The organism is Niveispirillum sp. SYP-B3756 (genome assembly GCF_009495745.1).
Taxonomy (GTDB): Bacteria; Pseudomonadota; Alphaproteobacteria; order Azospirillales; family Azospirillaceae; genus Niveispirillum.
This window is the reverse complement of record NZ_WIDQ01000002.1, coordinates 305,826-320,502: the sequence shown is the minus strand read 5'-3', so window position 1 is coordinate 320,502 and position 14,677 is coordinate 305,826. Positions and strand designations below refer to the sequence as shown.

At 65.4% G+C, this 14,677-nt stretch carries 10 protein-coding genes and 1 pseudogene; 6 read left to right on the top strand and 5 right to left on the bottom strand.

Annotated elements, in window-relative coordinates; genetic code table 11:
• Positions 1–9 precede the first annotated feature (9 nt).
• Together GE253_RS05370 and GE253_RS05365 are read left to right on the top strand one after the other, a co-directional pair.
• Positions 10–1,029: a flagellar motor switch protein FliG gene (locus tag GE253_RS05370; RefSeq protein WP_089288149.1), complete on the top strand. Its 1,020-nt coding sequence runs from the start codon at positions 10–12 to the stop codon at positions 1,027–1,029.
• A gap of 2 nt (positions 1,030–1,031) precedes the next feature.
• Positions 1,032–2,573, top strand: a complete 1,542-nt coding sequence (locus tag GE253_RS05365) for a hypothetical protein (protein ID WP_153203113.1) — start codon at positions 1,032–1,034, stop codon at positions 2,571–2,573.
• Positions 2,574–2,654: 81 nt separating this feature from the next.
• Here the strand turns inward: GE253_RS05365 and ada are convergent, their stop codons facing one another.
• Positions 2,655–3,719 carry a bifunctional DNA-binding transcriptional regulator/O6-methylguanine-DNA methyltransferase Ada gene (gene ada / locus GE253_RS05360; protein WP_247878489.1) on the bottom strand — a complete coding sequence of 355 codons (1,065 nt, stop codon included), beginning with the start codon at positions 3,717–3,719 and terminating at the stop codon, positions 2,655–2,657.
• Between the two features lie 183 nt (positions 3,720–3,902).
• Between ada and GE253_RS05355 the strand changes: the two genes are divergently transcribed.
• Complete coding sequence (locus GE253_RS05355; RefSeq protein ID WP_153203111.1) at positions 3,903–4,667, top strand: SDR family oxidoreductase; 765 nt, start codon at positions 3,903–3,905, stop codon at positions 4,665–4,667.
• 6 nt (positions 4,668–4,673) lie between these two features.
• Here the strand turns inward: GE253_RS05355 and GE253_RS05350 are convergent, their stop codons facing one another.
• The 3 genes from GE253_RS05350 to GE253_RS05340 all read right to left on the bottom strand — a co-directional run bounded on the left by GE253_RS05350 (position 4,674) and on the right by GE253_RS05340 (position 9,243).
• Positions 4,674–5,849, bottom strand: a complete 1,176-nt coding sequence (locus GE253_RS05350; protein WP_153203110.1) for a diguanylate cyclase — start codon at positions 5,847–5,849, stop codon at positions 4,674–4,676.
• Positions 5,850–5,957: 108 nt separating this feature from the next.
• Positions 5,958–7,220, bottom strand: coding sequence for an MgtC/SapB family protein (locus GE253_RS05345; RefSeq protein WP_153203109.1), 1,263 nt, complete (start codon positions 7,218–7,220; stop codon positions 5,958–5,960).
• 187 nt (positions 7,221–7,407) lie between these two features.
• Positions 7,408–9,243, bottom strand: a complete 1,836-nt coding sequence (locus tag GE253_RS05340; RefSeq protein WP_153203108.1) for an alpha/beta fold hydrolase — start codon at positions 9,241–9,243, stop codon at positions 7,408–7,410.
• Positions 9,244–9,408: 165 nt separating this feature from the next.
• Between GE253_RS05340 and GE253_RS26455 the strand changes: the two are divergent.
• Together GE253_RS26455 and GE253_RS05335 are read left to right on the top strand one after the other, a co-directional pair.
• A pseudogene (locus GE253_RS26455) lies at positions 9,409–9,708 on the top strand (cation-transporting P-type ATPase); the annotation flags it as partial.
• 3 nt (positions 9,709–9,711) lie between these two features.
• Positions 9,712–12,210: an HAD-IC family P-type ATPase gene (locus tag GE253_RS05335; RefSeq protein ID WP_348770783.1), complete on the top strand. Its 2,499-nt coding sequence runs from the start codon at positions 9,712–9,714 to the stop codon at positions 12,208–12,210.
• Here GE253_RS05335 and GE253_RS05330 read toward each other — a convergent pair.
• Positions 12,203–13,162 carry a KpsF/GutQ family sugar-phosphate isomerase gene (locus tag GE253_RS05330; RefSeq protein WP_153203106.1) on the bottom strand — a complete coding sequence of 320 codons (960 nt, stop codon included), beginning with the start codon at positions 13,160–13,162 and terminating at the stop codon, positions 12,203–12,205. The genes GE253_RS05335 and GE253_RS05330 overlap by 8 nt on opposite strands.
• A gap of 469 nt (positions 13,163–13,631) precedes the next feature.
• Here GE253_RS05330 and GE253_RS05325 point away from each other — a divergent pair, with 469 nt between their 5' ends.
• Positions 13,632–14,654 carry a rhamnan synthesis F family protein gene (locus GE253_RS05325; protein ID WP_173012511.1) on the top strand — a complete coding sequence of 341 codons (1,023 nt, stop codon included), beginning with the start codon at positions 13,632–13,634 and terminating at the stop codon, positions 14,652–14,654.
• The last annotated feature ends 23 nt before the right edge of the window (positions 14,655–14,677 follow it).

Here is a 14,677-nt window from a genome sequence, read left to right as displayed (position 1 = left end):
GTTCCGCCCATGTTGAAGGTACGCAGCGATTATAAAAGCCTGAACGGGATCGAGAAGGCCGCCGTCATTCTGCTGGCATTGGGGGAGGAACGCGGTTCCCGCCTGATGGAACGGCTGGAGGATGATGAAATCCGCGAAGTCTCCTATGCCATGGCGGGCCTGGGCACCGTGTCGGGCAAGATTGTCGAACGGCTGATCCGCGATTTCACCGAACGGTTCGCCGGTACAGGCGAACTGGCCGGCACCTTCGATACCACCGAACGTTTCCTGTCCAAATTCATGAACGGGGAACGGGTGCAGGAAATCATGGCCGACCTGCGTGGTCCCGCCGGCCGGACCATGTGGGAGAAGATGAGCAATGTGAACGAGCAGGTGCTGGCCACATATCTGCGCAACGAACATCCCCAGACCATCGCCGTGGTGCTGACCAAGATCAGGCCCGAACATGCGGCCAAGGTGTTGGGCCTGCTGCCCGCCAATCTGGTGCAGATGGTGGTGGCCCGCATCATCAAGATGGAAGCCGTGCCGCGCGACGTGCTGGAAGATGTGGAAAAGACCCTGCGCAGCGAGTTCATGGCCAATTATGTGCGCACGCTGGGCCATGACAGCCACGCCATCATGGCGGAAATCCTCAACCGCACCGACCGGGGCGTGTTCGACATGATCATGGACCCGCTGGAACGCCGGATGCCGGAAAGTGCCACCCGCATCAAGCAACTGATGTTCACCTTCGAGGATCTGGCACGGCTGGACCCGCAGGCCATCCAGGTGCTGATCCGCAATTGCGAAGGCGACCAGTTGGCCTATGCGCTGAAGGGGCTGGATGAGGGGATGCAGAACCGCTTCCTGTCCAACATGTCCGAACGCGCCGCCAATATGGTGCGCGACGAGATCGAAATGATGGGGGCGGTGCGCGCCCGCGATGTGGAAGAGGCGCGGCTGGGCATTCTGAAAACCGCCAAGCAACTGGCCGATGCCGGGGAGATCATCATCACCAACAATGACAGCACCAGCCAACTGGTCTACTGACCATGGCTGCCGGGGATGCCTTTACCGGGCCGCAGCCGGTCGGGCCCATCGCGGGCAGTGCCGGGGTGGGGGGTGTTGCCGGCCCGCTGGTGCGGCCGCTGCCCACCCTGCCGGTGCAGGCCACCATCCTGTCCCGCCCGCCGGACCTGCCTTCGGTGGGGATCACCCAGCTTGCCGGCACCATCGGTGCGGCCCTGTCGGATGGGGAAGTGCCGCTGGCCACCAGCCTGGGCACGGTGCTGCTGCGCCCCCTGCCGGGGGCCTGGCCGGCCGATCTGGCGCCGGGCAGCAGCGTCAACATCACCCTGGGGCCGGGGGCGCGGGCCGGCAATCTGGAGGTGACGGGGCGGCCGCCCGCCGCCGCTGCGGCCACCGGGGCCGATGGCCATGCGGTCAATCCCCCCGTCACCAGCACCAAGCCGCTGGATAATGCCGCCGTGCTGCGCGGGTTGCTGGCCGGGGCCAATGGCACCTCCCCGCAGCAGCCGGTCATCCCCGGTTTGCGGGCCAGCCCAGCGGCGGTGCTGGCGGCCGGCACGGCGGGACAGCCCATGCCCACCGCCCCGCAGACGGCCAGCCTGTCGGCGGCCAGCGGCGCCCTGCTCTCCAGCGCCGGCAGCAACCAGCCGCGCCCGCTGGCCGCTGCCATCCAGGCGCCCCCGGCCAGCCTGGCACAGACGCCGCAGGCCGTGGCCCAGGTCGCCCCCGACAGCGGGCCAGCCACCCAGGATCTGCTGCGCCATGCCACCCCGCAGGCCCCCCTGGCCGGCGGCGGCAAGGCGGCACTGCCGCCGGGAATGGCCGCGCCGCTGGCAGACGATCTGGTGGTGGACAGGGGCAAGGCCGACAGCGCGCCAGCAGCGCCCCGTGCCGATCAGGCCCTGGCAGCGGCCCTGGCCCAGCCGGGCATGATGGCGCGCATGGCCGCCTTCATGCCGCGCCCGGACCGGCTGGGCGGGCTGGCCCTGATGCTCTATCTGTTCGGCGCCCGCAATGGCGGGGTGCGGGCCTGGCTGGGCGATGACCAGCTTCAGCATGTCACCAAGGGGGAGGCGGCGGCGCTGGCGGAACTGGATCAGGCCATGGTGCCGGTGACGCGGCTGGCCGGTGATGGCCAGGGCTGGACCAGCCTGCTGGTGCCCTTCATGGATGGTGACAAGCCATCGGTGTTTCTGCTGGCCACACTGGGCGGGCTGGTGGTGCCGGTGGAACGCGACCGGCCGGGCCAGGACCAGCCGGAGTGGGAGACGGGAGAGGAAGGCCCGCCGACCCTGCCGGCCAGCGCCTTCACCCTGGGCGTCCATCTCAGCGAATTGGGGGCAGTGCAGGTGCAGGGTCTCTGCCTGCCCGGTCGCCTGTCGCTGGAGATCACCATTGCCGCCCTGCCCGAACCGCCCGACCGGGACGCCTTTGCCGAACGGCTGCAAACCGCCCTGGCAAGGGTCGAGCCCGGCAGCCATGTGCGCCTGCATTGGGGCCACCCGCCCCTGGTGCCGGACCTGATGCCGGGTGGCGCGCAGCCGGTAATGGAACGGCGGGTATAGGGGGCGAAACCCTGACGCGCTTTCCAGCCCCCGTCACCCATCGTGCGACCAGGGTGTCGGAGATGTTGAGAGATAGAAACCTCACCCCTCCGCCTCTGCCGCCAGCAGGGCGCGTTTGCGGTCCACGCCCCAGCGATATCCCGACAGATTGCCATCATGGCGCACCACGCGGTGGCAGGGGATGGCCACGGCGATCTTGTTGGCAGCACAGGCCTGGGCCACGGCGCGTACGGCCTTGGGCTCCCCGATGCGGGCGGCGATGTCGGCATAGCTGGCTGTCTGGCCCACCGGGATTTCCCGCAAGGCCTGCCAGACCCGCTGCTGAAAGGCCGTGCCCTGCACATCCAGCGGCAGGTCCAGGCCCAGACGCGGTGCCTCAACAAAACCCACCACGCGGGCGACCAGCCGTTCAAATTCCCCGTCCCCGCCAACCAGATGGGCGCGGGGGAAACGGTCCTGCAGGTCGCGCAGCAGCGTATCGGGATCATCACCCAGCGTGATGGCGCAGATGCCCTTGTCCGAACAGGCCACCAGCAGGGCGCCCAGCGCGCACTGGGCCAGCGCAAAGCGGATGGAGACATCCTGGCCGCCACGCTTGAACCGGGTGGGGGTCATGCCCAGCAGCTGGTCGGATTTCTCATAAAACCGGCTGTTGGCATTGAAGCCGGCCTCATAAATGGCGCGGGTGACGCTGCCCCCGGCTTCGGCCAGCTCGGCCCGCACCCGGCGGGCCTGCTGCGCCGTGGCATATTGTTTGGGCGTCAGGCCGGTGACGGCCTTGAACTGGCGGTGAAAGTAAAACGGGCTCCAGCCCATCTGGGTCGCCAGATCGTCCAGCCGGGGCGGGGTTTCCGCCGCCTCGATCCGGCGGCAGGCCTCTGCCACGATGGCGGCATTGGCGGCGGCCAGCGACGGACCGCGCGGGTTGCAGCGCCGACAGGGGCGCAGGCCCGCCGCCTCTGCCGCCGCACAGCTTTCATGGAAGCTGACATTACCCGGCTTGGGCAGGCGGGAGGGGCAGGTGGGGCGGCAATAGACGCCGGTGGTCTTCACCCCATAGAAGAACTGCCCCTCTGCCGCCGGGTCGCGGGCCAGCAGCTGCGCCCAGCGGGGGTCTTGTTCGATGCGGGCGGGCTGGTCGGTCATTGCTGGCATTCCTTCGGGTTGTCATGGCCGCTGTCATAGCAGGCCCCTGCCCGCCCCCCACTCCGCCGCTTGCTCTCAAATCCCCCGCCGCAGTTCCAGGGCAAAAAACGGAGCGCGGTGGGGCTGTCCCTGCCGCCATGGTCGCGTCTTCATTGGCCATAAACCAACAAGGGATCAGCAAACATGACACAGCTTGCAGGCAAGGTCGCCATCATCACCGGTGCCAGTTCCGGTATCGGCCAGGCGGCAGCACGGCTGTTCGCCCGGCAAGGCGCCCGACTGGTGCTTGTCGCCCGGCGAGAGGCCGCCCTGGCCGAACTGGCAGCGGAAATCAGCGCGGCGGGCAGCGAGGCCGCACTGGTCCCCGGCGATGTGGCCGAAGAGGCAACGGCCGCGGCGGCGGTGAAAATGGCGGTGGAACGGTTCGGCGGGCTGGATATCGCCTTCAACAATGCCGGCACCATGGGGGAGAGCGCACCGCTGACGGGCCTGAGTGTGGAGAATTGGCGCTATGTGCTGGATGTCAACCTGACCAGCGCCTTCCTGGCCGCGCGCTATCAGGTTCAGGCCATGCTGGAACGCGGCGGCGGGTCGCTGATCTTCACCTCCAGCTTTGTCGGCCATACGGTGGGCTTTCCCGGCATGGCCGCCTATGCGGCGTCCAAGGCGGGGCTGGGCGGGCTGGTGCAGGTGATCGCGGCGGAATATGGGCCGCATAATATCCGCGCCAATGCCCTGTTGCCCGGCGGCACCGACACGCCCATGGGCAGGGCTGCGGCCGCCACGCCGGAGGCACGGCAGTATGTGGAGGGCTTGCACGCGCTGAAACGGCTGGCCGAGCCGATGGAGATCGCCCAGGCCGCTCTCTATCTGGCGTCCGATGGGGCCAGCTTCGTCACCGGCACCAGCCTGCTGGTGGATGGCGGGGTGTCCATCTCGCGGGGGTAAGGGGGATCAGGCGACAGGGGCGGCCGCCGCCTCCACCCGGTTGCGGCCGCCGCGTTTGGCGCGGTAGAGCGCCTCATCCGCCGCCTTCACCAGCCCTTCCCAGGACAGGCCGGGGGCAAGGGAGGCATGGCCGATGCTGACGGTGCAGGACAACGCGCCATCGTCACCTTCCACCTGCAACAGCGCCACCGCCGCCCGCACCCGTTCTGCCACGGCCGCCGCCATGGCCGCATCGGCATCGGGCAGCAGGACGGCGAATTCCTCGCCCCCCACGCGGGCCACCATATCATCGGCCCGCACCCCGTCCGCCAAAGTCCGCGCCACCGCCTTTAGCAGCCGGTCGCCCATGCCGTGGCCCCAGCGGTCGTTGACGCTTTTGAAATGGTCGATATCCACCATCAGCACAGCCAGCGGTGCGCCACGCGGGACGGCGCGGCCGACCAGCCGTTCCGCCTTTTCCCACAGGGCGCGGCGGTTGGCCACCCCGGTCAGCGGATCCTCCGTCGCCTGCCGCACCAGCGTCGCCTCCAACCGGCGACCCATCATCCAGAGAAAACCCACCGTCATGATGAACGTGATGGCGGAGCGCAGCAGCAGGGAAATGGCCGAGGTCGGATCGCGCAACAACCCCATCATCGCGGCATCCGGTTCCAGCATCCAGGCAAATTCCCAGCCCCCCCGAATCAGCAGCAGCAATACCCAGAGCAACTGGAACCCTGCCACCGTCCAGGAGGCCGGCCGCAGCCAGGGTTCCGCCCGGCGCAGCAGCAGCCAGCTGCCCATCGCGGCCAACAAGGCCCGCGACAGGCAGCCCAGCACGACATTGAGGGAGAGATTATATTCCAGCGCCAGCGTGATGGCGATCTTGGCCAGCGACAGCAGACCGGCGGGCAGCAACGGCCAGAGATCACGCCTGGAACCGCTCAGAAACTGATGCAAACTGAGAAAGGCGATGGCCGCCCCAAGATCAATCAGCAGATTGCCGCCCAGGCTGATATAGGCGTCCAGACTGCGCGGGAAGCGCTGGAGCAGGATAATGAACCCAGCCGCATAGACCAAGTTCGACAGCCCCCACAGGGACAATGCCGCCCCCGCCCGTAATGATCGCCCCGCCACAAACAGACAGACGCCGGCTGTCAAATGCAAAAGCATATTAACCAGCAACAGGGTCACCACACTCATGCCACCCCCAGGTAGTGCCACCCGACTGTTCTAACAAGTCAGGGCACATTCCAGGAAATGTTCTTTCCAGCAGCCCCCTGCAGCAGAAATGATGGCACAATAACGGGCTCAGGGCAGCAGCAGCAGCAGCAATGTTCCCGCCGCCAGGGCTAACAGGTTGATCACCATCACCGGCACCCCCACGCCACGCCCCCCGATAAAGGCAGCCATCACCGATTTGGTCAGGGTATTGACGGCGATGGCAATGGCGATGGCGATCAGGGCCGTTTCCGACCCGATGGATTGGCCTCCCAGCCGGGCCATTGAAATGGTGACGGCATCGACATCGGCGATGCCGGACACCGCCGCCACGGCCAGCACGGCACTGTCGCCGATATAGGCCTTGGCGGCCCCGGCGGCCAGCAGCACGATGGCAATGAAGGCAGAGAGTTTCAGGGCAGTGGCCAGCTCCAGCGGGTTGCTGGTGGCCAGGGCCGCCTGATTGCCGCTCATCGTGTGACGACGGCTGAACAGCAGCACCAGAATGCCCAACCCCATCACCGCCAGCATGGCGGCCAGCGGCAATACCAGTTCCAATGCCAACCCCTGGTTCAACAGGCCAACAATGACGCAGACCCGCACCGCCATCACCGCGCCAGCCAGCAGAATGCCGGCGGACAGGGTATTTTCCAGCCCCGGCGTGCTGCGGGCAAAGCGCGACAGGGTCAGCGTGGTGGCCGTGGAACTGGCCAGCCCGCCGGCCAGTGCCGCCATCAATACGCCCAAACGGTCCCCGAACAGGCGAATGGCCACATACCCGCCAAAGGAAATGGCGGCGATCAGAATAGCCAGGAACCAGATTTCCGCCGGGTTTACCGCCCCCCAGGGGTCAATGGTGCGGTTGGGCAAGACCGGCAGCAGCAGGAAGGACATGGACAGCAGCACCAGGATGGCGCGGATTTCCTCCCACCGCAGGCCACGCAGCCATCGGTGCAGCGGATCACGCAGCGCCAGCAGCAGGGTCATGGCCACCGCAGCGGCCACTGCGACCCGCACTTCGCCCAGCACGGCGAAGGCCCCCAGCATGAAGGTCAGGATGGCCGCCACCGTGCCGGTGGCGCTGACATCACGGTCGTCGCGCGCCTCCAGCAGGCGGAAGGCGGCGAAGGTGCCGGCATGGCCCAGCAAGGCCGCCGCCAGCACCCAGGAACTGGTGATCTGCGACAAGGCCCCCGCCACCCCGCCCAGCAGGCCGGACAGCGCGAAGGTGCGCAGGCCAGCGGCCCGCTGACCGTCGCCGACCTCACGGGTTTTCCAGCCGCGCTCCAGCCCCACCAGCAGGCCGATCGCCAGGGCCACCGCCAACCGGCTCAGCAACGTCAGTTCATTCATTCACACAGGTTCCTGGGGAGCGCCCTCTCCTTAACTGTCACCCCGGCGCAGGCCGGTGTCCAGAATCAAAGGGCGCATCACGCTACGAACTGGCCCCCGGCCTGCACCGGGGTGACGGGAGAAGAAGTGCTGGAGAGACATCAAGGTAATGAAATCAACATGCGCGTAGAGACAGGATACGCCCCCCTCACCGCATATGTACATACGTCCCCGGTGCCGCCTCCAACGGCGGCAATCCAGCCTCCTTGCAGCCCATGGGGGGCGGTGGCACCGGAGCACCGGAGCGTTCGTCCAGCCAATCCACCCAGGACGGCCACCAGGAACCCTCGCGCGGCTGCGTGGCTGCCATCCAGGTATCGGCATCCATATAGGGTTGATCAGGCTGGATGGTTTCCAGCCGGTGACGGCGGCGCGGGCGGCCGGGTTCCGAGACGATGCCGGCATTGTGCCCGCCATTGGTCAGGCAGAAGGTCAGTTCCGTATCCAGCAGCAGCCGGGCGCGATAGACGGAATGCCAGGGGGCCACATGGTCCGTCTCTGTGCCCACGGCAAAGACGGGGCAGCGTATATCGCCCAGGGCCACCGGGCGGCCATCCACCCGGTAGCGGCCGCCGGCCAGCTCATTCTCCAGGAACAACCGGCGCAGATACTCCGAATGCATCCGATAGGGCATCCGGGTGCTGTCGGCGTTCCAGGCCATCAGGTCGATCATCGGCTCCCGCTCACCCAGCAGATATTCCCGCACCATCTTCGACCAGATCAGGTCGTTGGAGCGCAGCAACTGGAAGGCGCCGGCCATCTGCGTGGTGTCCAGATAGCCCTGACTCCACATGCCATCTTCCAGGAAGGAAAGCTGGCTTTCATCGATGAACAGGGTCAGTTCGCCCGCTTCGGTGAAATCGGTCTGGGCAGCCAGCAGGGTCATGCTGGCCAGCCGCTGGTCACCATCACGGGCCAGTGCCGCCGCCACGATGGAGAGCAGCGTGCCGCCCAGGCAATAGCCCATGGCATGGACCGGCATCCCCGGCACCACCATATTGATCACCCGCAGCGCGTCCAGAATACCCAGGCGCTGATAATCCTCCATGCCGAGGTCACGATCCTCCGGCCCCGGATTCTTCCAGCTGACGCAGAAGACCGTATAGCCACGTGACACCAGATAGCTGATCAGGGAATTCTGCGGTGACAGGTCCAGGATATAATATTTCATGATCCAGGCCGGCACGATCAATATCGGTTCCGGCCGCACCTCTCCGGTGCTGGGGCTGTACTGGATCAGTTCCATCAGGCGGTTACGGAATACCACCCGGCCGGGTGTGACGGCCAGATTGCCACCCACCCGGAAATCCTCCACCCCCGCCGGGCCCTTGCCCGATAATTGCCGGCGGACATCATCGGTCCAGTTGCGATAACCACGGGCCAGATTGACGCCCATCTGGTTCACGGTGGCTTCCAGCACCTCCGGGTTGGTCAGCGGGAAGTTGGTGGGGGAGATCATGTCCAGCAACTGGCGGGCCGTGAAGGTCACGCCCTTTTCATGGCCTTCCGCCACGCCCCGGATGCCGGTGGTGGCATTGTGCCACCATTGCTGCTGCAGCAAAAACGCCTGATGGATCAGGTTGAAAGGCGGCTTCATCCAGCCGGGATGCTCAAACCGCCGGTCCTGCGGCAGCGGGTCGATGCAGCGCGGCGCCCCCTCCTGCGCGCCACAGGTCGCCGCATAATGGGCCAACCGGGCCGTCTTGCGCACGCCCTTCTGCCACAGCTCAATCTGCTTGCCGGGGGAGGAGGCCAGATGGATGGCCCAATCCGCCCAGGCCAGGGTCAGTGCCGCCGGCGAAACGGATGCGGTGAAGCGCCCCATCCAGGCATGGGTCATCCGGTCCAGGATGGAAAGCGTGGCCGCCGCCGGGGCCGCCTCCTCCAGCGCTGCTGGTGCACAAGAGGACGGGGCAGGCGGGACGGGCAGGGCTGTCTTCACCCGGGTGATCGCGCTGACGGTGCTGGTCGTCCCTGCAGGCATGGTCCTGCCTCCCTGTTCGGGCATGGTTTCCAAAGATGACAGCAGACTGGCACCAAAGACCCCAAGCAGCCTTGATTTGCATCAAGGGTACCGTTTCCGTAACGGCATCCGGATCGGATTCATTCACCAACCGACACATATGACCTGTGTCAAGGCTTCTGCCCCATGAAGCTGGCAGTCTCGGCCATGATCAACATGCGGAGAGAGAAGCCAATGCCTGCCCGCCCTGCACAGCCGGCCGGCCCCCAACCGGATGGGCCCGGGCGCATATACTGGCACACCTTGGAAACTGCCGCGGCCTTGGCCGCACAGCAGACGGGTACGGCCGGCCTGTCGACGGCGGAAGGTGCGCGGCGGCTGGCCATCCATGGCGCCAACAGCCTGCCGGATGCCAAGACGCGGGGGGCCTTGCGACGCTTTATCGAGCAGTTCAACAATCTGCTGATCCTGCTGCTGCTGGCTTCGGCGGTGGTGGCGGCGCTGCTGGGCCATTGGGTGGATGCCGGCGTCATTATCGGTGTGGTGGTGATCAACGCCATTGTGGGCTTTATCCAGGAAGGCAAGGCGGAAAGGGCCATGTCCGCCATCCGCAACATGTTGCAGCCCCTGGCCATCGTGCTGCGCAATGGCCATCGCCAGCAGATGGAAGCCGCCGCCCTGGTGCCGGGCGACATCGTGCTGCTGGAGGCCGGCGACCGTGTGCCGGCGGACCTGCGCCTGCTCCGTGCCCATGGGCTGAAAATCGATGAGGCACCGCTGACCGGGGAATCCGCACCGGTGGAAAAACAGGTGATGCCCGTCGCGGAAAGCGCAGCTCTGGCGGACCGGGCCTGCATGGCCTATTCCGGCACACTGGTGACGGCCGGCCAGGGCCAGGGGCTGGTCGTGGCGACCGGCCTTGCCAGCGAGCTGGGCCGTATCAGCAGCCTGATCCAGTCGGTGGGGGCCATGCGGAGCCCGCTGCTGGTGCAGATGGACCGCTTTGCCCGCCAGCTTTCCTTCGTCATCATCGCCTTCTCGGCCCTGCTGCTGGCCTTCGGTCTGCTGAAGCACCAGATGGCGCTGGATGATGCCTTCCTGGTGGTGATCGGCATCGCCGTGGCCGCCATCCCGGAGGGGTTGCCGGCGGTGCTGACCATCACCCTGGCCATCGGCGTGCAGCGCATGGCCGGGCGACACGCCATCATCCGCCGGCTGGCAGCGGTTGAAACGCTGGGCGCGGTCGATGTCATCTGTTCGGACAAGACCGGCACGCTGACCCGCAATGAAATGATTGTCGATGGGGCGCTGGCGCCGGGCCGGGCCTGGCAGATAGGCGGGACCGGCTATGGACCGACCGGGGATATCACCGGCCCGCAGGGGCCGACCGATGCGGCGGGCGATCCGCTGCTGGCCGGGCTGGCCCAGGCCGCCCTGCTGTGCAACGATGCCGAACTGGCTCAGAAAAACGGTATCTGGTGCGTCGCCGGCGACCCGATGGAGGGGGCGTTGCTGGCTTTTGCCATGAAGGCCGGGCTGGACCCGGCGGTGGAAGCGGCGACCTGGCCCCGGCGGGATGCCATCCCCTTCGATGCGGGCCATCGCTTCATGGCTACCCTGCACGATAACCGGCGCGACCGGGCGCTGATTCTGGTCAAAGGGGCACCGGAACGGCTGATCGATATGTGTCAACGGCAACAGGGGCCGGAAGGGCCGGTGCCGCTGGATGCGGCGCATTGGCGACAGGCGGTGGAAACATTCGCCGCCCAGGGCCAGCGCGTGCTGGCCTTCGCCGCACAGACAGCATCTTTCGGCACAGAGACGCTGTCCTTTGCCACCGTGGAAAGGGGGGATCTGGTGCTGCTGGGTCTGGTCGGCCTGATCGATCCCCCCCGGGCAGAGGCGATGGCGGCCATCGCCGAATGCCATCGCGCCGGCATATCGGTGAAAATGATCACCGGCGACCATGCGCTGACCGCCGCCGCCATCGCCCGCGCGCTGGGGCTGAAACAGACCGACGGCGTGGTGACGGGGCGCGATCTGGCCGCCCTGGATGACGCCGCCCTGGCCCATTGCGTGCGGGTGACGGATGTGTTCGCCCGCACCACGCCGGAGGACAAGCTGCGGCTGGTGCAGGCCTTGCAAGCCGGCGGCCGCATCGTCGCCATGACGGGCGACGGGGTAAATGACGCCCCCGCCCTGAAAACGGCTGATGTCGGTATCGCCATGGGTCAGCGGGGAACGGAAGCCGCCAAGGAAGCCGCCGAAATGGTGCTGACCGACGATAATTTCGCCTCCATCGTCGCCGCCGTACGGGAAGGCCGTACCGTGGGCGACAATGTGCGCAAGGTCATCGCCTGGACTCTGCCCACCAATGGCGGGGAAGCGCTGTGCATGATCACCGCCCTGGTGATGGGTACCTTGCTGCCCATGACGGCGGTGCAAATCCTCTGGATCAATATGGTCACCGCCGTGCTGCTGGGCCTGACCCTGGCGTTTGAGCCGATGGAACCCGGTGCCATGGCCCGTCCCCCGGGGGGCAAGGGTAAGGGGGTGTTGGACCGATTCCTGGTCTGGCGGATCGCGTTGACCTCCATCTTGATGCTGATCGGGGTGAAATTCACCCTGCACTGGATGCTAGGCCGGGGAACCAGCGTGGAGGAAGCGCGGACCCTGGTGGTCAATGCGCTGGTGGCCATGGAGATTTTTTATCTCTTCTCCGTCCGCTACCTGCACATGACTTCGCTGACCTGGACCGGGGTGCTGGGCACCCCGGCCGTGCTGATCGGCGTGGCGGGCACGGTATTGCTACAGCTTGCCTTCACCTATCTGCCGCTGTGCCACAAACTGTTCGGCACCCGGCCGCTGAGCCTGGGCGAACTCGCCGTGGCCGCCGGCACCGGCCTCGCCCTGCTGCTGGTGCTGGAGGTGGAAAAGCTGATCCGCCACGCCCTGCCGGGAAAGAAAACCCGGCAGCAGCTCAGCTGAAGCCGGCGCGCAGGCAATCATGCAGGGTGATGACACCCACCGGCTTCTCGTCCGCCGTGACGAACAGGCAGGTGATGCCTTCATGGTTCATCCGGGCCAGGCTTTCGCCCACCAAAGCGTCCGGCCTTGTGACACGGGGCCTGTTGCTCATGATTTCGTCGGCGCGGCGGGACAACAGGCGGGGGTCCATATGGCGACGCAGATCGCCGTCAGTAATAACCCCGACCAACCGCCCTTCCCCGTCCACCACGCCGGCGCAGCCCAGGCTTCTGGAGGTGATGGTCAGCAGCACATCCGACATGGGCGCGCTCAGCGCCACCAGGGGCAAGGCCTCATCCCGGCGCATGATCTTCTCCACCCGCATCAGCGTCTGGCCCAGCCGTCCGCCGGGGTGGAAATTGCGGAAGTCCCCGGCGGTAAAGCCGCGCGCCGTCATCAGCGCCACGGCAATGGCATCGCCAAGCGCCATCATCATGGTGGTGGAGGTGGTGGGTGCCATGCCGACCAGGCAGGCCTCTGGCGCCTGTGGCATCACCAGCGGCAGGGTGGCTGCCCGCGCCAGCACGGACTCGGCCCGGCTGGTGATGCCGACCAGCGGAATGCTCCAGCGGCCGCAATAAAGCAGCAGGTCCGACAATTCCTGCGTTTCGCCGGAATTTGACAGCGCCATCACCAGATCACCAGGGCCAATCATGCCAAGATCGCCGTGGCTGGCCTCCGCCGGATGGATGAAATGGGCCTGGGTTCCGGTGGAAGACAGGGTGGCGGCGATCTTGCGGGCGACATGGCCGCTCTTGCCGATACCCGCCACGAAGACCCGACCCTGGCGGGACAGGATGGTCTCCACCACCCGGTCAAACGGCTCAGCCAGACTGTTCTGCAACAGCCGCAAACCATCGATTTCCTTAGCGATGGCCGTACGGCCGATCAGATGGGGGGCTTGCGCCATCATGTCCTTCCCGATTCTGGGCCCCGATACCTGCCGGGCACCACCAGCGTCATCCCGCAGCAAGTGCCGCGCCTGTCGATCACCGGCCCTTGATCGGGCCACGGTCTGATGTGGGGCTGGATGCCCGATTGATCCAGCCCGCGCAAGCAGGACGGGACGCATGTCGGCCCTGAGCGGACTGGCGGCGCGAAGCCAAACCATTGGCATGTTGGCGCCGGCGGGTTGGTAAGAGAATGCGCCCATGGCCCGTGGATTCGTCCGCGCCGGGGCAATTTACGGGATTGATATCGCCTGCCCGACGCCGAAATTCCACCGGCTGCCTGCCCTGGCAAGGCAGGGCAGGCAGCCGCTCTCTTAACATCAGGTCAACGACGGTGGTACTCCACGGGAAAAGGCCCCTTTACCTTTGACGGAGGAACCGTTTAGTTTAAACAAGCCTTAGCCAAAGACAATTTACAGATTGACCATTCCCATGCGGCTGCATCGTTTTTTGATTAAGAAGTTGACTGAAACGGTCGATATTTTCGACTATGTGCGAACCCATATCACGTCAATTATCAGGCCACGTTACATCCGCCGTCGGTGGGTGGGCGATGTAAGCCTCCAGGGCGCCAAACGTGTTGTGGTCTTCAATCATTTTGATACACGCGGTATTGTACATGAATATGTAGAGTATTATTTGCGTGAGTTACGGCGGCAAGGCTTTTCGATTATATTTACCAGCAACTCTCCCCGTTTTCCCGACCGCAGCCTGGAGAAGCTTAAACCTCTGGTATCGGTTATTCTGTGGCGCCGTAATGTCGGCTATGATTTCGGCGCCTTCAAAGATGGTATCGCGGAGATACCGGACCTGCTGACCCTGGATATGCTGTTGATCACGAATGACAGCATGTACGGCCCGCTTCAGGATTTCGCCCAGGTGATCGGGCGTGCCAGTCCCAAAGAGGCGGATGTGTGGGGCATCACCGACAGCTGGGATGGGCGTTTCCATCTGCAAAGCTATTTCCTGCTGTTCCATCCTGCCGCGATTCGCAGCCAGGCTTTTGCCAAGTTCTGGAACAGGTTGCGTTATTTCCGGCGCAAACGCTGGGTCGTTCGCTATGGGGAAATCGGGCTGACGCCGTTTTTCCTGTCAGAGGGATTGCGGTGCAAAGCGATGTTTCCCTATCGGCAACTAATCGGCGCGATGGCGCCGAAGGTCGATGCATTTTTGGCCAGCACTTCGGGCGGCAGCGATGCGGAGCGGCGCCTTTATGCGGAAAGAATAGCCAAAAGCCTGCGCGGAGGCGTACCGCTGAACCAGACGCATTTTTTCTGGGATCAATTGATCAGCGTCAACCGCTGCCCCTTCATCAAGCGGGATCTGTTACAGCATAACCCAATGGAAATCCCCTATTTGATCAATTGGCAGCAACTGATCGGCGAAGTATCCAATTATGATTCCGAAATGATTGTCCGCCATCTACAGGCAACGATGCGCAACCGCGTTTACTGATGCTGATTTTTCGTCTCCCCTCC

Coding starts and splice junctions, on each gene's coding strand:
- GE253_RS05370 (WP_089288149.1), top strand. CDS start 10: ATGTTGAAGGTACGCAGCGATTATAAAAGCCTGAACGGGATCGAGAAG.
- GE253_RS05365 (WP_153203113.1), top strand. CDS start 1,032: ATGGCTGCCGGGGATGCCTTTACCGGGCCGCAGCCGGTCGGGCCCATC.
- ada (WP_247878489.1), bottom strand. CDS start 3,719: ATGACCGACCAGCCCGCCCGCATCGAACAAGACCCCCGCTGGGCGCAG.
- GE253_RS05355 (WP_153203111.1), top strand. CDS start 3,903: ATGACACAGCTTGCAGGCAAGGTCGCCATCATCACCGGTGCCAGTTCC.
- GE253_RS05350 (WP_153203110.1), bottom strand. CDS start 5,849: ATGAGTGTGGTGACCCTGTTGCTGGTTAATATGCTTTTGCATTTGACA.
- GE253_RS05345 (WP_153203109.1), bottom strand. CDS start 7,220: ATGAATGAACTGACGTTGCTGAGCCGGTTGGCGGTGGCCCTGGCGATC.
- GE253_RS05340 (WP_153203108.1), bottom strand. CDS start 9,243: ATGCCTGCAGGGACGACCAGCACCGTCAGCGCGATCACCCGGGTGAAG.
- GE253_RS05330 (WP_153203106.1), bottom strand. CDS start 13,162: ATGATGGCGCAAGCCCCCCATCTGATCGGCCGTACGGCCATCGCTAAG.
- GE253_RS05325 (WP_173012511.1), top strand. CDS start 13,632: ATGCGGCTGCATCGTTTTTTGATTAAGAAGTTGACTGAAACGGTCGAT.